The following is an 18,426-nucleotide window of genomic DNA, read 5'->3' on the forward strand; positions in this document are numbered from 1 at the left end:
GCTGCCGTCAGGCAGGCTTATTTGTATCGCCTGCATCTTCCTCTTCGTCGTAGTACTCTTCCTCCGGCTCGGTTGCCGCGGATTTGCCGTCGAGCTTGCCGAGCAGCGCCGAGATGGCATTGTCGCCATCGAAGCCGGCTTCCTTCAGCAGGCGGTCGAGGATCGGCTTGTTGGCCTGGTAGGAGAGAAGCTGGCCGGCCAGACCTTCGCCAAGGCCGACGCCGCTGCCGCCAGTCGCGCCGTTGCCGTTGCGCCCGAGCATACCACCGGTGTCGAAGATACGGATATCCGAGATCTTCTCGATCGGCTTGACCGCTTCGGCAAGAGCGGCGGGGACGATGCGGATGCGCTCGCGGGTGATCTCGAACTCAATGATGGCGGGGCTGAGCTTGTTGCGGGCTTCGTTGAGCAGCGCCTCGCTCTCAGCCGTTGCCTTACCCGTTTCGAGAATGCCCTTGGCCTTGATGATCGCAGCATCGGCTTCGGCAGTTGCCAGCGTCTTGATGGCATCTGCCTGGTCGATGGCGGCCTGCTTTTCGGCTTCTGCGGCAATCGTGACGGCGGTCGCCTGGGTCTGGGCGCGCTTCTGCGCGTCGATCACGGCGATCTGCTTTTCACGGTCGGCGATTTCGACGGCTCGGGCAGTGCCGACCTTTTCTTCCGCCGCAATGGCGAGTGCGCGGGCGGCTTCCGCCTTGGCTTTGGCTTCCGACTCCTCACGGCTCTTGTTAGAGACCGCGATAGCGCTTTCCTGGGCGACGATCTGAATGTCGCGGCGGGCTTCGGTGTCGCGCTGCTGCACGGCGCGGGTCGAGTCGATGTTGGCGGATTCGCGGGCCTGCTTTGCGGCAGCCTCGCGTTCGGCGATCGCCTGCTCGGCGGCGATGCGGGCTTCTTCTTCGGCGCGCTTGGCTGCCTGTTCCTGCTGTGCGGTTTCAGCGCGAGTTGCTGCCGACTTGTTGGCGATGTCGCGCTGCTGGTTCAGTTCGGCCTCGCGCTTTGTCCGCTCGATGGTGAGGGACTGCTGGCGAGCCTCGAGGTCTTTCTGGGCGATTGCGACTTCGGTATCGCGGACGACCTCGTTGCGCTCCTTCTTGCGGGCTTCCGTGACGCGGGTGAGCGCGGCAAGGCCGTGGGCGTCGAAGAAGTTATTGGCATTGAAGTGCTTGATATCGGTCTGGTCGAGGCGTGTCAGCGACACCGATTCCAGTTCGAGACCGTTCGATTGCAGGTCGGAACCGACTGCATCCTGCACCGCCTTGACGAAGTCCATGCGTTGTTCCTGCAGCGCATCGAGGTTCATCGTCGCCGCGACCGAGCGCAAGCTGTCGACGAACTTTGCTTCGATCAGCTGGCGCAGCTGCTCGCTGTCGTTGGTGCGGCTGCCGAGCGTCTGGGCGGCAAGGGCGATGGAAGAGCTGTCCGGCTTGACGCGGACGTAGAACTCGGCGCCGATGTCGACGCGCATGCGGTCCTTGGTGATCAGTGCATCGTTCTCGCCGCGCTGAACTTCCAGGCGCAGGGTCTTGAGATTGACGCGGGCGATCGAGTGGAAGATCGGCAGGACGACGGAACCGCCGTCGAGCACGACTTTCTGGCCGCCGAGACCGGTGCGGACATAGGCTTCATCCCGGCTTGAGCGGACATAGAGGGAGGCAAGGACGAAGCCGATCCCGAGGATCAGGACGAGACCTATGCCTGCTGGAAGAATGAGGTCGTAAAGGCCGTTCATGAAGGTTGCTCCGTAGAGGATTTGTCATCGGATCCCACAAGATCCGAAGGGGCGGAAACTGCGATGAAGATGTCGGCCTTGCGGTCGACAAGCAGAACTTGGGCGCCGATCGGCAAGGGGCTTTCACCCTTGGCGGCGCAGGCGCGCAGCTGATGCCAGTTGCCATGCGCATCCTTGACGCTGACACGGCCGGGCAATCCCTGATCCAGAGGGCCTATGGATACCGTGCCGGTGCGACCGACGAGATCGCTGGCGTCGACGGCATAGGTTTCGTCGCGCGGCACGATCCTGGCGATCGTCCGGGTAGAGGTCCGGACGAGAGGGATCGTGACGAGCAGGGCCGGGGGTGCGGCGACGATCGCAGGCAGCGGCGTCCAGATCATGTCGGCCACCGTCTGGATGGCGAAACCGGCCACCGCGAAGATACCGAGCACCAGCATGATCAGGATCAGCAGCGGCACGCCGCCGAGATTGATCCAGGACAGCAGGCCGGCCATCATGCCGTCATGACCCTCGAAATGCGGTTTGCCGATGAGTTCGCTCAGCGAGAAACCGAGCAGCATCGACAGGATTTCGATGACGGTCAGTCCGATCAGGATCATTGCCGCGATGGCAAAGGGCGCACATTCGGGTGCGAGAAACAGGTGCATCGTTTACTGGCCATTGGCCTTGAAGCGGGCAAGGCGTGCTTCGATGGCCTGCTCCCGGTGCAGGCGGTCGAGCTCATCGAGCTCGGCACTGGTGGCAGGCGCGCCCGAGGGCACGCCCGTCAGGCGCGAGACGGCCGCGGCCGCCCTTGCCGCGCCGGCTGCCGGCGCTGGCCGCGGATTACCACCCGCTGCTTCCTCGGGGGCGTGGCGGGCAACGCTACGCTTGAAATCGACGAGGCGTGCCTCCGCCTCGCGGCGGGTGGCAAGGACGGCCTGAAGCGCCTTCTGGCCCTCGTCGATCTGGGCGTTGACGTCCGCCAGCGCCTTGTCGAGCGCGGCGATCTGGGCTTCGAGGTCGATCTGGCGCGCGACGCCGGCCTTGGCGAGATCCTCGCGATCGGCGGTGATGGCAAGCCGGATCTTTGCCTCGAGCGCGTCGAGATCCTCGACGATCTCGCTGCGGCGGCTCTGGATGCGGTATTCCTCGGCGCGCGCCTTGCCGAGATCGGCGCGTGCTTCGTCGGCGGCTGCATCGATTTCGCGCAGCGCCTGTTCGATGACGGCAACCTTGTTGGCGCCTTCTACTGTGTCGACCGCGGCATTGGCGAGGCCTGCGATCAGTCGTCCCATGCGGGAAAGAATGCCTTCATGCATCGTCATGTCATCCTCCGTTCGGGGGGAGTTTGGTGTTACCCCGATGTGAATCGTGTAGTGGCCGCCATCGGCGATCAGATAGGCGGGGATATTGCTGTCCCAGCCTTTGAAATAGCCGGCCACGTCGAAGGGCACGGCAACGCGGCCGCGCACCGTCGAGATTGTCAGGTCTGACGGACCCTTGATGGCAAAGAGCTTCTCATCGAGCGGCAGCCGGTTCAAATCGGCCTGACCGCCTCGATTGGCCGCAAAATCACGCAGACCGAGCGTTACGAGGCGCGCGGGCAGAGCGGTGCGTTCGCGGATGGTCTCATAGGCAAGATCGTGAAGCGTGACGAGGTTCGCGCCGGCTCTATCCGGAACGATTTCCGCCAGCAGCTTCATCATCTGCCCGTATGCGGCAAAGGTCTCGTCCAGTGCCTGCCGTGCTGCGTCGTCGGGTGAAAGATCGTATCGAAGACGAGAGCGGTGCGTCGGTGCTTGTGCCTTAGCCATGCACTTCAAGTAAAGTACCGCTCAGGTGCTTTTCAAGGGAGTAGTGTGCCAAACATGAATGAATTGTAATGAATGATCGGCCGCATAGGTTGCAAAAACTTGATGCTTCACGCTTCCTATCGGCGATTGATGCTGCGAAAGTTTCGCGCATATGTGGTGATTATGGAAAAAAGCCAATAGACAAGCGAGCCGGGCGGCCGATCGGCCGCGCCAGCGTCTAATTCCAGATAGGGGCTAATAGGCCCGGCGGGCGGCTATTTCACCGTCCGCACGATCGCGGCGCCCGCCGTCATGCCGCCGCCAAAGGCCACGAGGCCGAGGTTGAGCGGTTCGGAGCGTTCGTTGGCGACATGCAGCATGGCAAGCGGAATGCTGGACGAGCTGGTGTTGCCATAGGTTTCGATGACGCTCAGCGCCGGGCGGCCACTGCGTTTGGCGATGGTGTCGATGATGCGCTGGTTGGCCTGATGCGGCACCAGCAGATCGAGATTGGCAAGCTCAATGCCTGCGTCGACACAAGCGTTTTCGATCGAGCGGGTCATCGAATGCACGGCTTCGGTGAACACCAGGCGGCCGTTCATCGCGATGACGCCATCATCAGGCAGCGGGACATAGAGCAGGTCGCCCGGTTCCGGCCGGCCGCTGACGATCGGGCGGCTCGCGGTAAAGAGCGGATTGCGCGCCATGTCGCGGCTGGTCACGAGGCTGGCGGTGGCAGCGTCTCCGAAGAGGATCGCCGTGGAGAAATCGGTCATGTCGAGCAGCGGCGACAAGACTTCCGAGGTGATGATGAGCACCTTGGCGTCGTTCTGCTGTGCAATGAAATCATAGGCTTGCTGGAGCGCATAGAGATAGCCGGAGCAGGCGGCGCCCATATCATAGGCGGCAAGAGACGGACGCACGCCGTCTTCGGCGACGGCAACCGCGACGCGGCTTGCGAGCGACGGCGTGGCGATATCAGGCGTTCCCGTAGCGGCGATCACCAGATCGATATCGTGGATTGAGATCTGGTTCTGCTTGAGGAGATCGCGTGTCGCCTTCGTGGCAAGGCTCAGCGTGCCTTCATCGGGGCCTACCCAGAAGCGGCTCTTGATCCCGGTCAGCGCCAGGATTTCGTCGGCGCGACGGTTCGGCCAGTGATGGATGATCTCTTCATTGGTGACGCGGCGGGCGCCGGTCGCGAAACCGATGCCGTTAATGGCGATTTCCGAGAAGTTGCCGGAATAACGACGCAGCGTCGGGATGACATGCGACTTCAGACGGCGCAACACGAACTTGTTCTGGATTTCGGAGGCGAGCGCGAAATTCTGCTCGCTCAGATCGCGATTGGCGTCGACGGTCAGAAGCGGGCTGTCGGTCGCGATCTGGTCGCCGATCTTGGCGAAGACCTCCTGCACGACGCCGCCGATATTGGCGCAGATTTCGACGGAGGCCTTCGTCGCCTCGACGACGGCAACGAGCTGGCCGACCTCGATCTTGTCGCCGGGCTTGACCAGCAGGTCCGTGACCAGGACATTTTCGTCGGCCGGACCGGAGCCGATCGCCTTGATGGCGGCAGTCGGACCGCTGTCATCCTCTTCGTGCCACGTCACCTCGCATTCGAGGATTTCGGCCATCAGATCGACGAGCTTGCGATAGGAGGGCAGGGTGTCGAGCTGATTGCGGAAATTGAAGGGGATATGGGCATCCGAGCGGGCAAGTCGGCGCACCACGACAGGCACATCGGTCTTTTCGGTGACGGTCGCGATGATTTCCGCGCCCATGCCGACGGTGCGATTATCCTCGTGGACGACGATCAGGCGGCGGGTGCGCCGTGCGCTCGCCAGCACTTCCTTCTCGTCCCAGGGCGAGATCGAGCGCAGATCGATAACCTCGACGGAGAAGCCCTGGGCCTCGAAGGCGCTTGCGGCATTGGCGCAGAGCGAAACGGTATTGCCGTAGCTTACCAGAGTGATGTCACGGCCGCGGGCGACATGGCGCGACAGGCCGGGACGGACGAAATGCTTGTCGAGATCCTCGGAGGTGCGGCCGTCGGAATTGTTGAGGACGGCCTTGGGATAGAGGAAAACCGTCGGGCGCCGCGATTCAAAGGCGGCGTTGAGCAAGCCGGCGGCATCGCCCGCGCTGGAGGGCATGACCACATCGATGCCAGGCGTATGCGCCAGCATGCCTTCGAAGCTCTGCGCGTGGAACGGGCCGAGGCCAGGCTTGTAGCCGCCGCAGCTGACCATCAGGATGACGGGCGCTTCCCAGGCGCCATTGGTGCGCCAGAACATGCTGCCCATTTCCGAGACGATCTGGTTATAGGCAAGCGGCAGGAAATCGGCGAACTGCAGGAAAGCGACGGGGCGCTGGCCGGCCAGCGCACGGCCAACCGCCGTGCCGACGATTGTCGACTCTGTGAGGGCGGCGTTGCGCACCCGATCGGGATATTTCGTGCTGAGGCCGCGGGTTACGCCGAACACGTCGCCCTTAGGATCTTCGATATCCTGCCCGAAGAGAACGACCTCGGGATTGGCGGCCAGCTGCTTGTCGAGAACGACATTCAGCGCCTCGCGCATCGTCAGCGTCGATGCGCTCTCGTTGCCGCGATATTCCGCTTTGCCGTCGAACGAGGCGGGGTAGGGAGCCTTTGCATCCGGCTCGACCTTGGGGGCGTCTTCCTTGCGCGCGAGGGCGGCTTCCGCCTGCACTTCCGCAATCAGTTCTTGCTCGATCTTCTGCAGCGCATCGGCATCGACGCCGGCCTTCTGCAGCATCGCCCTCAGGCTCGGCAGCGGGTCGCGCGAGGAGCCTGCCTCGATTTCGAGGAGGGTGCGGTAGGTCTTCTGATCGTCGGCATTGGTATGGTCGGAGAGCCGCTCGGTGTTCAGAAGCACGATGCTCGGCGTACGGTTGTTGCGGCTGTGGCGGACGGCCTTGCGGAAGGCCTCGCGCGATGCCGCCAGATCGTCCCCATCGGTGCGGATGATATCGATGCCGTAAAAGGAGGAGGCCGGGCCGCTCGGCAGGTCGAAGAAGGTCTGCTTGCTCGTGCGCGTCGAAATGGAGAAGCTGTTGTCCTCGATGATGAAGACGACGGGATACTGGCTGCGCACGGCTTCCGCGACAGCTTCGAGGAACTCGCCCTGCTGCGTGGTGCCGTCACCGACGCAACAGATGGCGATCGGCAGGCCCGACTTGTGTTTGAGGGACGCGCCGACGCCGACGGCATGGAGCGCGTTATTGCCGACGGGGCCGACGATGGATGTGATATTGAGAGCGCGGGAAGAGAGATGCGCGCTCATCTGCCGGCCGGCGGAATGGGAATTGGCTGTCGCAAGCAGGCTGGAGAAGAACTCTCGAATGGGCATGCCGCGCGCCAGCATCAGGGCCTTGTCGCGATAATGCAAATGCAGCCAGTCGTCGTCCTGCAGGAATTCGTTGAGAAGCGCCGTTGACTCATGGCCGGCGCCGGAAACATGAAAATGTGCTATGCCTTGCTTGATGAATTCTCGCTCAAGCCGATCTATTTCTCTGGAAATGAAAAATATTCTGTGAAGTTGCTTAAGGTATTCTGTGGCAAACCTCCCTTCCATCTCAATGATTTTCCTGATCTTTCGTCTGAATTAAATGCTGGGGAGTTAGGTAAACCCCCGGCTTGCCTTTTTCAATACACGTTAAATGACAAGTTCTTCTCAGATTGAAACGGAAATACGCATATTGCGGGGCCGCAATTTTTCGCGATGTTTCTATCCACAAGGCATACGCGACAAGCCGCCCCCGCAAACGCAAAACGGGTGCGTCTTCCGTGGGTCTCGTCAGCTCGACTTGCGCATCGAGGTGTCGTCGCGCTGCCTTTCGGCGGTGGCCTTCGCCGCCTGTTCTTCCTTGAGAATCAATTCCTTCGGCTTCTTGCCGATGATCTCCTTGCGGCCTTTCTTCGAGAAGGGCTGCGCGAGCTGCGCGAGGAAACCCTTGGCCACCTTGCCAGTGATGCCGATGTCTGTCGAAGAGGCGCGTGGCGGATTGTAGAAGGTGCCGAGAAGCTGATCCCAGATCACGAGGTTTTCCCCATAATTCGTATTTCCTTCGGCGAGAATCTTGGAATGATGCCAGCGATGCAGGCGCGGTGTCGAGAATATGAGGTCGAGCGGGCCGGTGCGCATGTCGACGTTACAATGCGTGAGCAGGCCGATGAAGGCCGTGACCGCGCCGATCCAGAGGAAGACCGGCAAGGGCGCACCGAGTAGATAGAGCGGAATCTGGCCGAGCGCGATCTTGAACAGTGTGTCGATGACGTGGAAACGGCCCGTGTTGATGACCCAGAGGCGCTCGACGCTGTGATGCAGCGCATGGAAGCGCCACAGCGACAGGTGCTCATGCGCCAGGCGATGCGCCATGTAGAGGCCGAACTCGGCGACGATGAGACCAAGCACCACCTGGAAGGCCATGGGCCATTGATCCGGCCAGAAATGCGAATGGTAGCTCAAGGCCGGCTGCGCCACGGTCGCCACGGCCATCGGGAAGGACGTGCCGATCGCGGCGGCGATCTGCACGCCACCCTTGTTCAGCAACGTGTGAGCGATATCGTTGAAGGTTTCGCCATCGCGCTTCTGCCAGGTCTTCTCATAGGGCATCAATCGCTCGAAAAGGGCGATCACCGCCACCGTCGACAGATAGACGACGTTGAACCAGAGCAGATGCATATCCGACTCGAAGGCGAAATATGCACCGGTCAATCCGGCGCAGAAGATGGCGGGCCACAACAGGGAGGAAACAGCAGCGTAAAGACGCGAACTGCTTTGAAATGTCATTCCATCATCCTCAGATTCTAATCAGCGAAAAATCAGCGCGTGAGTATGCGCGATATGTAGCGCGATGATTGTGGAGTCGAAAGCGAAATTTTTCCGGTCGGCGGCGGCAGGTAGTTGGATGGGAGATCAAGACATGCGGATAGAGCGGGCGGCGGACGACCATCTGGAGGCGTTGGTGCGATTGCGCGCCGAGCTTTGGCCAGATCATTCCTATGAACATCATCGGGCGGAACTGGCGCAATTTCGCGCGGATGACAATACTGTTGCTTTTCTTGCGATCGATTCTGCCGGTCATGTCGTCGGTTTTGCTGAAGCGACATTACGGCACGATTACGTCAATGGCTGCGAGACTTCGCCGGTCCTGTTCCTGGAAGGCATCTATGTGCGGGCGGAAAATCGACGGGCAGGGGTAGCGCAGGCGCTTTGCCAGGCTGTCGCCGCCTGGGGGCGGGAGGCCGGCTGCACGGAGTTCGCATCGGATGCGCTGATCGACAATCTTGCGAGCCACGCCTTCCATGCGGCGCTCGGCTTCGTCGAAACCGAGCGGGTGGTTTATTTCCGCAAGCTGTTATAGACCGCAGCCAAAAGGGCTGTGCCTAGGCCAATGCCAGTTTCGTCTTCTGGTGGCCGGCTTCGTGGAAGTTCTCTGGGTGCAGCCAGCGCTCGTAACGGGCCTTCAGTTGGGGCCAATCGGCATCGATCATGGCGAACCAGGCGGTGTCGCGGTTCTTGCCCTTGGCGACCATGTGTTGGCGGAAAATGCCCTCGTAAACGAAGCCGAAGCGTTCGGCCGCCTGCTTCGACGGTTCGTTGAGGTTGTTGCATTTCCATTCGAAGCGGCGATAGCCGAGCGTGTCGAAGACGTAGGATGCGAACAGAAAAAGCGTTTCGGTCGTTACGCGGCTGCGGGCGATTGCCGGTCCCCACAGGATGCTGCCGATCTCGATGACGCCATGCGTGTTGTCGATGCGCATCAGAGCCTGCCGGCCCTCGGCGCGTCCTGTCCGCTTGTCGATCGTTGCGAAGAAGAGCGGATCAGAGCTGGATGCGGCCTTCTCGAGCCAGGGCGAGAATGCGGCGTAATCGGCGGGTGCATCCTCGAAAAGGTAGCGGAAGCGATCTTCCGCGCCGGGTGCCTGAGCAGAGGCAAAAAGGTCGTCGCCATGGCGAGCCGCGTCAAGCGGTTCGATCCTCGTATAGTAACCTTCAAGGGTTATGCGCTCGGGGCGAGCCACGCCCTTCCAGTTCGTGAGATCCATGTCAAAATCCTTTGGTCATTAAATGCAGCTTAGAGCAATTTCAGCAAAAGTGCGAAGCGGTTTGTGTCCGGAATTGCGCGGAAACAATGCTTTAGCGGAGCCGGCCTGATTGTATCAGCTCTGCAAGGGATTGTGGCAGTTCTATTCCGTCCGGCAAGCCGGGCGCTGCCAGCGGCGATACCAGACGGCTTTCGACCGGCAGGACCCCGGCCCAGACCGGATGGCTGGCTTCGTCCAAATCGCCCGGCGGGCCGTTGCGGATCTTGGCTGAGGCTTCTTCGATTTTCATGTGCATCACCGAGGTCGCTTTGACCTCCTGTTTGGTCATCGGTCTCAGGCTATCCCAGCGTCCGGGAAACAGGTCTTCGATGAAGCGGCGGAGCGCATCGGCCTTTTCGTCGAGATCATCCACCAGGCGGGCCGTGCCGAAGACCATGGCCGAGCGATAGTTGACCGAATGATTGAAGGCGGAGCGAGCCATCACATAGCCGTCCATGATGCTGCAGGTCAGGCAAACAGGCATATCTTCGGCGGCACGCAGGAAGCGGCTGGCGGATGAGCCATGCCAATAGACATGATCGCCCTCTCGCCAATGCAGGGTCGGCGTCACATAGGGCGCGCCATTGATGACATAGCCGACGTGACAGAGCGGGGCTGCGTCCAGAATGGCGTGAACATCGGCATGGGCGTGGCTGCCACGCTTCGGGCTGCGTCTTACGCGGGTGCGCTCGGTGGTCGGGTAATTCTTGGTGTCGGGCGGATAGAGATCGGCCATGTCGTCCTCGTCGGTTGAGCGTTGATCTCTGCCAGCAAAGAGGTAGGCTATAAACGGCCAGTTTTTTAATTTCTAGCAGACCAGTTGAGGTTTCATGGTAGCGGTGGCGCAGTGGCAGGCACTCGATCGGACTTCGGGTGACCTGGAGGGGCAGGTCTATCGCCTGATGCGCGACCGCATCCTGCACGGACAGATGCCGGCAGGGCAGCGCGTGCCGTCGACAAGGATGATGGCGCTCTCGCTTGGCGTTGCACGATCGACCGTCGTCAATGCCTATGATCGTTTGAAGGCTGAAGGCTACCTGCAATCGACGACCGGCGCGGCGACGCGCGTCGCGGCTTTCCCGACGACGTCATTGTCCGGACAGGCCGCACCACCGCCGCCAAATCTGCCGCGCGTCACGGAATTCAAGACCGGGGGGCTGTACGAACCCGGAGTGCCTGACGTTTCGACCTTTCCCCATGCGGCCTGGGCACGCTGTCTCGGCGCCCGGGGCCGCTCTTTGCGGGTGCATGATCTCGGTTATCGCGACCACGGCGGTGTCCAGGAGTTGCGCGAAGCCATCCTCGATCACATCGCCGCGACGCGCGGTGTGATCGCTCGTCCCGAACAGATCCTGATCATGCCGTCGACGGGAGCAGCGATCGGGTTGCTTGCGAGCGCCCTGATCCGTGCCGGCGATCCGGGTGGCGATGTGGTCTGGATGGAGGAGCCGGGTTATGCCAGCGCGCAAGCGATCCTGCGCATGGCGGGGGCCAGCCTCGTGCCGGTGCCTTGCGATACCGAGGGCATCGATATCACGCGGGGTACCGGGCCATCGCCGCGGTTGATCTACGTCACCCCGTCGCATCAATATCCGACCGGCGTGACCATGAGCCTGTCCCGCCGTCTCGCCTTGCTCGAATTTGCCCGGGCGACCGGCGCGATCGTGCTGGAAGACGATTACGACAGCGAGTTCCAGTATGCGTCGCGCCCGATCGCGGCCCTGCAAGGCATCGACCGCGGCGAGGTGGTCGCTTATGTCGGGACGTTCTCGAAAACGCTCGCGCCCGGCCTGCGCGTCGCCTATGCCGTCGTGCCCTCCCGGCTCTTGGCAGCGACGGAGGCGGCACAACGGCTCAGGGGTGCAATCGTGCCCGTTCATATCCAGGCGGCTCTTGCCGATTTCATGCGCGAGGGTCGGTTTCGCGCGCATTTGAGACACATGAACGCGATTTATGCCGAACGCATGGCGGCGACCGTCGAGGCACTCAATCGACATTGCGGCTCCTGGCTGGATGTCGGAGCGGGCAGCGGCGGGCTGCAATTGGCAAACTGGTTCCGCGACGTAAAGACCGATGACGTTGCCACGGTGCGGACCATCAATTCCAATGGTTTCGCTGTGAGGCCGATATCGGCGCTGTATCTCGGTCCGGCGCGACCCGGGCTGTTGCTCGGCATCGCCAGCATGGAAGCCAAGGCCGCGGATGCGGCGGCTGCCAGAATTGCCAGGCTGCTTGCGATGGTGCCCGTCAACGCCTGAGAAACATGGCCCGGTAGTCGCGTGGGGTCATTCCTTTCAGCGCCTTGAACTGCCTGTTGAAATTGGCGAGCGAGCTATAGCCGACGGCATCGCTGATATGGTGGACTGCCTGATCGGTGGAGGAGAGGCGGGCGCAGGCGTCGCCGATGCGCATGCGCATGAGATAGTCCGAGATGGTCCCGCCGGTATGCCTGCGAAACATGCGGTGCAGGCCGGAGACGCTGAGCGCCGCAATATCGGAAAGTTCATCGAGGCTGATCGCACGGGCATAGTGAAGGTGCATGTGGGTCAGCACGCGGTCGATGCGCTCACGGCTTTCCTTGATATCCGGAGCTTGCGCCGGCGCGCTTGCGAGCGGCGTCGCCTGCCGATCTCTAGCGACCCTCACCAGAATGCCGAGCAAAGCCAGAAGTCGCTCCACGGGCGGCTTTTCGAAAATGGTCTCGAAGGCGGGGCGGACGGCGGCGGCGGTCGTCTCCGAAAAGCGCAGGCCGTTGTCCCCACGCTGCAGCATCGCCTCGATCGAGCGGAATTCTATCGCGCCGCCCGTCATCTGCAGCAACCATTCGCGATTGAACCAGAGCACCAGCGCGATATGCGGCTTGTCCTCGTCGATCTTGGCGCGCGAGACCCAGCTATGCGGCAGGTTGGGTCCGACAAGCACGAGATCGCCGTCGTCATAATCGCCGCTGTGATCGCCAATGAAGCGCTGCCCGATGGAGTTCAGGGTGAGCGTCAGCTCGAATTCCGGATGATGATGCCACTGGAAGGGGATGCAGTCGTCGAGCCTACGGTTCAGCATGCTCCAGGATGCTTCGGGCGAACGGGGCAGGACTTCGAGATAGGGCCTCATGGGGCGTCCATAGTATTAGCGAGGCCAGAATAGTATCAGAATTGGCCAGAGCCGGGCAACATCGACACGAACTTTGGCGCTACAAGTTTTTCGTCACCCGAAACCAAAGGGGTCAGCGAGATGGAGGAAACCGATGCAGCCTGCCTTGAAACGAGACGCTCACCCGACCGCAGCTTCGGTCACGACGCAACTGAAGGATATCCAGAAGACGTTGCCGCTCAGGGTGCTGTCGAAGGACGATTGGCAGCATTGGATCACGAAGGGTTATGTGATCGTGCGCCAGGCGGTGCCGGCAGCGAATGTCGAGCGGCTTGTCGACGTTTTGTGGCGTTTTGACGAGAAAGACCCGAGCGATCCCTCCACTTGGTATGCGCCGCAGCGGCGCGAGCACAAGATGAAGGAACTCAACAATACCGGCATGCTGGAGATCTACAATCACCAGTATCTCTGGGATAACCGCATGGAAAAGCGCATCTACGATGTCTTCGTCGACATCTGGGATCGGGAGGATCTCTGGGTCACGATCGATCGCGCCAACCTCAACCCGCCGAAGAAGGTGAAGGGCAATCCGAACGGCTTCATCCACTGGGATGTTGATACTTCGATCCGTCCTCTGCCGATCGGCGTTCAGGGTGTTCTGAGCCTGAAGAAGCAGGATGGCGACGTCGGCGGCTTCCAGTGCGTGCCTGAGCTCTTCGAGCATTTCTTCGAGTGGGAAAAGACCCAGCCGGCCGATCGCGATCCGATGCACCCGGACATGACGGGTCTTTCGGTCGTCAATATCGACATGGAGCCCGGCGATCTGATGATCTTCAACTCGCTGCTGGCGCATGGCGTCCGTCCGAACCATTCGGACAACCGCGTTCGCATGGCGCAATATATCTCCATGCACCCGGCGGAATACGACAATGTCGCCGAGCGCGAGGAACGCATCCGCCTGTGGCGGGAACTGGACTCGCCGAAGCGCGACGCCTTTCCGGGCGATCCCCGCGAATGGGAAAAGCACAATGCGACCACGGCCGAACTGACGCCGCTCGGCGAAAAGCTGCTGGGCCTCAAGGCCTGGTAGGCGCCGTAATCCTAGTTCTTGAAAGACATCGAGCGGCTCGTGGCCGCTCGAATTCGTTATGACTATGCCAGGATGGATGCGTGGCGTCAGATCTCGTTCCAGCGGCGGATGACCGGTTCGGTTAGGTCGTGCTCGTAGCCGAGAACGCTGATGCTCGTGGTGTCGAGGACCAGATGAGCGCCGCCTTCCGGCGGCAGGCCGACCCAGCGGGCGGCGAAGACGCGCAGGAAATGGGCACTGGAGAAGATCAGGACCGGGCCGTTAATGGCACGCAGTTCGCCGATGATCCGGTCGGCACGCGCGCCGACATCGGCAGCCATTTCGCCGTTCGGGCAGCCGTCGCGAAAGACCTGCCAGCCGGGGCGTTCGGCAAGGATCGCCTTGGTGGTGATGCCTTCATAGGCGCCATAGTCCCATTCCGCCAGATCGTCCTTGACCACGCGGCGATCGCCGAAGCCGGCCAACGCGCAGGTGTTTTGCGCGCGCTGCGACGGGCTCGACCAGACGGCGGCGAAGTCGATTGACGGCAGGCGGCTCGCGACCTTGCGGGCGGCTTCCTCGCCAGCTGATGTCAGGGGAATGTCGGTACGGCCGGTGTGCCTACCGGAAAGGCTCCATTCCGTCTGTCCGTGGCGTACGAGATAGACTTCGGGATAGGCGCTGCTCATGCCGTTTCTCCTTTTCGGAAAGCCTGATGCGTAGATTCAAACATTGAGAGCGTCCTTTTTGCGTCCGTAGGGACGCACGGCGCTCTAGCGTGCGAAATTCTTCGCATCTGCGAAGGGTTCTGTCGAGAGTTAAGGCTATTCTGTAAGTGGCGTGACAACCCTCTGCAAATCCAAGCTCTTGCAGAGGGTTGTGAATCTCATCGTTTCACGGCGCGCCGGACGCTGTAGAGGAGGATGGCGAGGCAGCCGACCAGCAGGAGAAGGCCGCCCGCGAGCGGCGGCATGGCGAGAAATTCCACTGCGCCGGCAATGATAAGAATGAGGATGAGGCAGAGCGTTGCGAGGCTGCCGTCGTCGATGAACATGCCGATGAGCTCGGACAGGGCGATACGCAGGACGTTCATTGGGCTGCCTTTGCTGTTGGGTTGCCGCGCAGGCCGCGGATGGTGGCGTAGGAGAAAAGCGAGACGACCGCGAAAATGCCGATCAATGCAAGATCCGCTCCCGGCCATTGCGCGCCGATGCCTTCGCCGGTCCAGAAGATGCCGAAGCTGGTCAGCATCAGGCCGACAACGAATTTGAGGGTATTTTCCGGCACGGTGGCGAGCGGGCGATGGACCAGCAGCCCGATCAGCATGACGATCACGAAGGCGGCAAGCGCGCCGAGGCTGGCATAAAGCGTCAGGCCATGTGCGCCACCGACGGCGATGACGATGAAGACCACTTCGACGCCCTCCAGCAGCACCGCCTTGAAGGCGGCGAGGCCCGCGAGGTAATCGGCGCGGCGATCGTTGGACTGCGCCTGCAGCGCGGCCGTCTCCTTCGAGAAGGCTGCTTCCTCGTCATGCAGGGCGATGACGCCGAGCGAGCGGAGGATCGCCTTGCGCAGCCAGCGCATGCCGAAGAGGATGAGGAGTACGCCGACGACGAATTGCAGCGTTTCGATCGGTATCAGTGCCAGAAGTGGCCCGAAGACAAGAACGAGTGCCGCCAGCACGGCAAGGGCGAGCGCGGCGCCGGTCAGCGCCGGACGCCAGCTTCTCGTGACGCCGACGGCAAGGACGATGGTGAAGGCTTCCACAACCTCGACGAAGGAGCCGAGGAAGGATGCCGTCACGGTGGATAGAATGGGTGTGAGGCTGTTCATGAAATGAATCCCGAATGACGGTTAGGGCTTTGAATTCGTGCGATGTTTCGCAAAGAGTTCCTGCTCATGCGCTGCATGAACTCGTGAGTTTGGCATTCCGGTCTGGTCGTCGCGATGCAGTTCATTTGCGTTTTCTCGTGCCGCGCTTGGTCCATGCCTTGTCTATGGCGCCGCGCAACTGGCTGAGCTGGTCCAGGCTGTCGATGGCGACGTCCTTGCCCTTTGCCGCAAGCGCTACGATCAGGGCCTCGATCAGCACCAGCGTGCCGGCATGCATGGCGAGGTGCCCCGCATTGCCGCGCGGGACGGGCAGGACTTCCGCCACCTTGTCGGCAACCAAGAGGCCGAGGTCGTCGCTGATCAATATGACCGGCACATCATGCCTGCCGGCCTGCTCGAGCAGTACCTCAACCTCGCGGTAAAGCGGCGCATAGGCGATCACCAGCACCACATCGCCCTTGCCGATCCAGAGCAGGCGATCGGCAAGCGCGATGCCGGAGGCCGAGAGCGCGTTGGTCGGCAGGCCGATGCGGTTGAACTGCAGGCTGGCATAGTCCGCCATGGCGCCGGAAGGGCCGATGCCGAAGACATGACGTCGAGCCGCGTTGGCGAGAATATCGACGCAGCGCTCGAAACTTGCGGCAAATTCCTCGCGCCGCAGGACATCCAGAGCCCTCTCATGCATGCCGATGACGTGGTGCAGCACGTCGCTGGCCTGGCCGCCGGTTTCGGCCAGCGTGCGCTCCATCCGGGCTCCGGGCGACGGGGTTCCGGTCAGCTCGGCAAGCAGGGCGGCGCGCAGCGTCGACAGGCTTTCAAAGCCAAGGGCGCGGGCAGTGCGTACGACCGTTGCATCGCTGGTGCCGGCAAGCTGCGCGATCTGGGCGGCCGAATTCAGCAAAGCGGCCTGCTTTTGGTCGACGAAGAAGCGGGCGATGCGTTGTTCCGCCGGCGCCAGCGTCTCGATCAGGCCGAGAATACGGTCGTCGAAAGCAGCGGGTTTTTGTGTCTTCTCTTTCATCGGATGTTTTCGATTTGTAGTGTATGCTACCAATTTAATTATCTGTAGCATTTGCTGCAGGAAGATGACAGCAAAAAAGGCAATGGGCGCTTCGCTGTGTTGCGAAGCGCCCATTGCTTTGATCGAAAGGCGAGTGTGGACAGCCGACCGCGGTTATGCCGCCAGCGCTGCGCGCACCGCGGGAATCACTTTCTGCCCATAGAGCTCGATGCAGCGCATCATCTTGTCATGCCCGAGAGCGCCGGCGCTGTACTTCAGCTGGAAGCGGCTTATGCCGAGCGTCTTGACGACCGGGGCAAGCTTGGCCGCGACCGTTTCCGGCGAGCCGACATAGAGCGAACCCTTTTCGATCTCGTTGTCGAATTCCGCGCGCGTCATCGGCGGCCAGCCGCGCTCGCGGCCGATGCGATCGCGCATCGCCTTGAAGCAGGGCCACAACTCCTCGCGCGCCTGCTCGTCTGTTTCGGCGATATAGCCCGGCGAATGGATGCCGATCGGCTTAACGGGCTTGCCCATCTGCTCGAAAGCGCGGTGATAGAGATCGACATAGGGCTGGAAGCGATAGGGGCTGCCGCCGATGATCGCCAGCATCAGTGGCAGGTCGTAATGCGCCGCGCGAACGACGGATTCCGGGCTGCCGCCGACACCGATCCAGGTCTTCAGCCGGTCGCTCTCGATGGTCGGGAAGACTTTCTGGTTGCGCAGCGGCGGCCGGATGCTGCCCTCCCAGTTCACAGGCTCGTTCTTGAGCAAGGCAGCGAACAGATCGAGCTTTTCTTCGAAAAGCTGCTCGTACTGCGACAGCTCGAAGCCGAACAGCGGAAAGGATTCCGTAAACGAGCCACGGCCGAGGATGACTTCGGCGCGGCCGTTCGAAACCGCGTTCAGGCTGGAGAAGCGCTGGAACACGCGGATCGGATCGTCCGAGCTCAGCACGGTGACAGCCGATCCCAGATGGATTTTCGATGTGCGGCTGGCGATGGCGGCGAGGATCGTTTCCGGGGAGGAGACGGCGAAGTCCTCGCGGTGGTGCTCGCCGATGCCGAAGAAATCTATTCCGAGCTGATCGGCAAGCACGCCTTCCTCGACGACATTGCGGAGGACTTGCGCATGTGGCAGCGGCGTACCCTTGTCGTCAAAGGTGACGTCGCCGAAAGTATCGAGTCCGAATTCGACATTGTTTGTGGTCATGATTGTTCCTGTCATGTGTCGGAATGATAATGTTGGCACAGCATGTAGTGTCGCGCTCGATCATCCACTACCCGGAAAGTTTCGGCGGAAATCTTCGAGGAATTCGATATGCAAGGGCGGGCGGCGGCGTTGCCTTCCGCCAGACGGCCGCCAATATTAGCCGCAGCGACATCTGGCCGTTTGGGCCCAAATGGAGGAAGCATATGGTCGTGTTGAAGAAGATCAATCTTACCAAAGCTTTTGCGGCATTCGATGAGACCTGGACCCCGCATATCGGCGGCGACATCAACGATTTCCAGGTGAAGCTCACCAAGCTGGAAGGCGCCTTCCATTGGCACCATCACGAGGAGGAGGACGAGCTGTTTCTCGTGGTCAAAGGCACGCTGCGCATGAAGCTGCGCGATGAGAATGGTGGCGATATCGTGCTTGGACCCGGCGAATACATCATCGTTCCGCATGGGGTGGAACATTGCCCGGTCGCCGAGCCGAGCTGCGAGGTCGTGCTTTTCGAGCGTAATACGACGCTCAATACCGGCAATGTGGAAAACGAGCGGACGATCCGCGAGCCCAAGCGGCTTTAAGCGATCCCGATAT

At 61.5% G+C, this 18,426-nt stretch carries 17 protein-coding genes; 4 read left to right on the forward strand and 13 right to left on the reverse strand.

The genetic code is table 11. The features are described 5' to 3' along the window. Nucleotides 1-7: 7 nt before the first annotated feature. The 5 genes from BJ928_RS12765 to BJ928_RS12785 all read right to left on the reverse strand — a co-directional run bounded on the left by BJ928_RS12765 (nucleotide 8) and on the right by BJ928_RS12785 (nucleotide 8,327). The gene (locus tag BJ928_RS12765; protein WP_047629406.1) at nucleotides 8-1,732 is read right to left on the reverse strand and encodes a flotillin domain-containing protein; all 1,725 of its coding nucleotides are present in this window, start codon (nucleotides 1,730-1,732) and stop codon (nucleotides 8-10) included. Further along, a complete protein-coding gene (locus BJ928_RS12770; protein ID WP_047629408.1) occupies nucleotides 1,729-2,382 on the reverse strand; it encodes an OB-fold-containig protein in 654 nt (217 codons plus the stop codon). Before BJ928_RS12770 ends, BJ928_RS12765 begins: the two co-directional genes overlap by 4 nt. A 3-nt stretch (nucleotides 2,383-2,385) precedes the next feature. Beyond that, on the reverse strand, nucleotides 2,386-3,531 hold the full coding sequence (locus tag BJ928_RS12775) for a PspA/IM30 family protein (RefSeq protein ID WP_047629410.1): 1,146 nt from the start codon (nucleotides 3,529-3,531) through the stop codon (nucleotides 2,386-2,388). Nucleotides 3,532-3,785: 254 nt separating this feature from the next. After that, a complete protein-coding gene (locus tag BJ928_RS12780; RefSeq protein WP_047629412.1) occupies nucleotides 3,786-7,109 on the reverse strand; it encodes a thiamine pyrophosphate-dependent enzyme in 3,324 nt (1,107 codons plus the stop codon). Nucleotides 7,110-7,331: 222 nt separating this feature from the next. Beyond that, on the reverse strand, nucleotides 7,332-8,327 hold the full coding sequence (locus BJ928_RS12785) for a sterol desaturase family protein (protein ID WP_047629413.1): 996 nt from the start codon (nucleotides 8,325-8,327) through the stop codon (nucleotides 7,332-7,334). A gap of 133 nt (nucleotides 8,328-8,460) precedes the next feature. On the opposite strand from BJ928_RS12785, the gene aac(6') reads away from it, so the two are divergent. Beyond that, a complete protein-coding gene (aac(6'), locus tag BJ928_RS12790) occupies nucleotides 8,461-8,901 on the forward strand; it encodes an aminoglycoside 6'-N-acetyltransferase (protein ID WP_047629414.1) in 441 nt (146 codons plus the stop codon). Nucleotides 8,902-8,923: 22 nt separating this feature from the next. Here the strand turns inward: aac(6') and BJ928_RS12795 are convergent, their stop codons facing one another. Continuing rightward, on the reverse strand, nucleotides 8,924-9,586 hold the full coding sequence (locus tag BJ928_RS12795; protein ID WP_047629416.1) for a GNAT family protein: 663 nt from the start codon (nucleotides 9,584-9,586) through the stop codon (nucleotides 8,924-8,926). Between the two features lie 91 nt (nucleotides 9,587-9,677). Continuing rightward, nucleotides 9,678-10,361: a pyridoxamine 5'-phosphate oxidase family protein gene (locus tag BJ928_RS12800; RefSeq protein WP_047629418.1), complete on the reverse strand. Its 684-nt coding sequence runs from the start codon at nucleotides 10,359-10,361 to the stop codon at nucleotides 9,678-9,680. A 94-nt stretch (nucleotides 10,362-10,455) separates the two neighbouring features. Here BJ928_RS12800 and BJ928_RS12805 point away from each other — a divergent pair, with 94 nt between their 5' ends. Then, nucleotides 10,456-11,883, forward strand: a complete 1,428-nt coding sequence (locus tag BJ928_RS12805; protein ID WP_047629420.1) for a PLP-dependent aminotransferase family protein — start codon at nucleotides 10,456-10,458, stop codon at nucleotides 11,881-11,883. On the opposite strand, the gene BJ928_RS12810 is transcribed toward BJ928_RS12805, so the two are convergent. Continuing rightward, nucleotides 11,873-12,736 carry an AraC family transcriptional regulator gene (locus BJ928_RS12810; RefSeq protein ID WP_047629422.1) on the reverse strand — a complete coding sequence of 288 codons (864 nt, stop codon included), beginning with the start codon at nucleotides 12,734-12,736 and terminating at the stop codon, nucleotides 11,873-11,875. The genes BJ928_RS12805 and BJ928_RS12810 overlap by 11 nt on opposite strands. A 133-nt stretch (nucleotides 12,737-12,869) precedes the next feature. Between BJ928_RS12810 and BJ928_RS12815 the strand changes: the two genes are divergently transcribed. Next, nucleotides 12,870-13,805, forward strand: coding sequence for a phytanoyl-CoA dioxygenase family protein (locus BJ928_RS12815; protein ID WP_047629423.1), 936 nt, complete (start codon nucleotides 12,870-12,872; stop codon nucleotides 13,803-13,805). A gap of 86 nt (nucleotides 13,806-13,891) precedes the next feature. Here BJ928_RS12815 and BJ928_RS12820 read toward each other — a convergent pair whose 3' ends face one another. From BJ928_RS12820 to BJ928_RS12840, 5 genes are all read right to left on the reverse strand, one after another. Continuing rightward, nucleotides 13,892-14,473, reverse strand: a complete 582-nt coding sequence (locus BJ928_RS12820) for a histidine phosphatase family protein (protein WP_047629424.1) — start codon at nucleotides 14,471-14,473, stop codon at nucleotides 13,892-13,894. Nucleotides 14,474-14,670: 197 nt separating this feature from the next. Continuing rightward, nucleotides 14,671-14,877, reverse strand: coding sequence for a hypothetical protein (locus BJ928_RS12825; protein ID WP_047629427.1), 207 nt, complete (start codon nucleotides 14,875-14,877; stop codon nucleotides 14,671-14,673). Beyond that, on the reverse strand, nucleotides 14,874-15,620 hold the full coding sequence (locus tag BJ928_RS12830; RefSeq protein ID WP_047629428.1) for a COG4280 domain-containing protein: 747 nt from the start codon (nucleotides 15,618-15,620) through the stop codon (nucleotides 14,874-14,876). The genes BJ928_RS12825 and BJ928_RS12830 overlap by 4 nt, the downstream gene beginning before the upstream one ends. Before the next feature lie 121 nt (nucleotides 15,621-15,741). Next, nucleotides 15,742-16,641: a MurR/RpiR family transcriptional regulator gene (locus tag BJ928_RS12835; protein WP_047629429.1), complete on the reverse strand. Its 900-nt coding sequence runs from the start codon at nucleotides 16,639-16,641 to the stop codon at nucleotides 15,742-15,744. Between the two features lie 153 nt (nucleotides 16,642-16,794). Then, the gene (locus BJ928_RS12840; RefSeq protein ID WP_047629432.1) at nucleotides 16,795-17,832 is read right to left on the reverse strand and encodes an LLM class flavin-dependent oxidoreductase; all 1,038 of its coding nucleotides are present in this window, start codon (nucleotides 17,830-17,832) and stop codon (nucleotides 16,795-16,797) included. 203 nt (nucleotides 17,833-18,035) lie between these two features. Between BJ928_RS12840 and BJ928_RS12845 the strand changes: the two genes are divergently transcribed. Then, entirely contained in the window at nucleotides 18,036-18,413 is a 378-nt protein-coding gene (locus BJ928_RS12845) for a cupin domain-containing protein (protein WP_047629566.1), read from the forward strand. The last annotated feature ends 13 nt before the right edge of the window (nucleotides 18,414-18,426 follow it).

This window comes from Rhizobium sp. WW_1, assembly GCF_003610155.1.
GTDB lineage: Bacteria > Pseudomonadota > Alphaproteobacteria > Rhizobiales > Rhizobiaceae > Rhizobium > Rhizobium tropici_A.

Bases quoted from the DNA above. Each gene is read 5' to 3' on its own strand.
- BJ928_RS12765 (WP_047629406.1), bottom strand. From the start codon at position 1,732: ATGAACGGCCTTTACGACCTCATTCTTCCAGCAGGCATAGGTCTCGTC.
- BJ928_RS12770 (WP_047629408.1), bottom strand. From the start codon at position 2,382: ATGCACCTGTTTCTCGCACCCGAATGTGCGCCCTTTGCCATCGCGGCA.
- BJ928_RS12775 (WP_047629410.1), bottom strand. From the start codon at position 3,531: ATGGCTAAGGCACAAGCACCGACGCACCGCTCTCGTCTTCGATACGAT.
- BJ928_RS12780 (WP_047629412.1), bottom strand. From the start codon at position 7,109: ATGGAAGGGAGGTTTGCCACAGAATACCTTAAGCAACTTCACAGAATA.
- BJ928_RS12785 (WP_047629413.1), bottom strand. From the start codon at position 8,327: ATGACATTTCAAAGCAGTTCGCGTCTTTACGCTGCTGTTTCCTCCCTG.
- BJ928_RS12795 (WP_047629416.1), bottom strand. From the start codon at position 9,586: ATGGATCTCACGAACTGGAAGGGCGTGGCTCGCCCCGAGCGCATAACC.
- BJ928_RS12800 (WP_047629418.1), bottom strand. From the start codon at position 10,361: ATGGCCGATCTCTATCCGCCCGACACCAAGAATTACCCGACCACCGAG.
- BJ928_RS12805 (WP_047629420.1), top strand. From the start codon at position 10,456: ATGGTAGCGGTGGCGCAGTGGCAGGCACTCGATCGGACTTCGGGTGAC.
- BJ928_RS12810 (WP_047629422.1), bottom strand. From the start codon at position 12,736: ATGAGGCCCTATCTCGAAGTCCTGCCCCGTTCGCCCGAAGCATCCTGG.
- BJ928_RS12815 (WP_047629423.1), top strand. From the start codon at position 12,870: ATGCAGCCTGCCTTGAAACGAGACGCTCACCCGACCGCAGCTTCGGTC.
- BJ928_RS12820 (WP_047629424.1), bottom strand. From the start codon at position 14,473: ATGAGCAGCGCCTATCCCGAAGTCTATCTCGTACGCCACGGACAGACG.
- BJ928_RS12825 (WP_047629427.1), bottom strand. From the start codon at position 14,877: ATGAACGTCCTGCGTATCGCCCTGTCCGAGCTCATCGGCATGTTCATC.
- BJ928_RS12830 (WP_047629428.1), bottom strand. From the start codon at position 15,620: ATGAACAGCCTCACACCCATTCTATCCACCGTGACGGCATCCTTCCTC.
- BJ928_RS12835 (WP_047629429.1), bottom strand. From the start codon at position 16,641: ATGAAAGAGAAGACACAAAAACCCGCTGCTTTCGACGACCGTATTCTC.
- BJ928_RS12840 (WP_047629432.1), bottom strand. From the start codon at position 17,832: ATGACCACAAACAATGTCGAATTCGGACTCGATACTTTCGGCGACGTC.
- BJ928_RS12845 (WP_047629566.1), top strand. From the start codon at position 18,036: ATGGTCGTGTTGAAGAAGATCAATCTTACCAAAGCTTTTGCGGCATTC.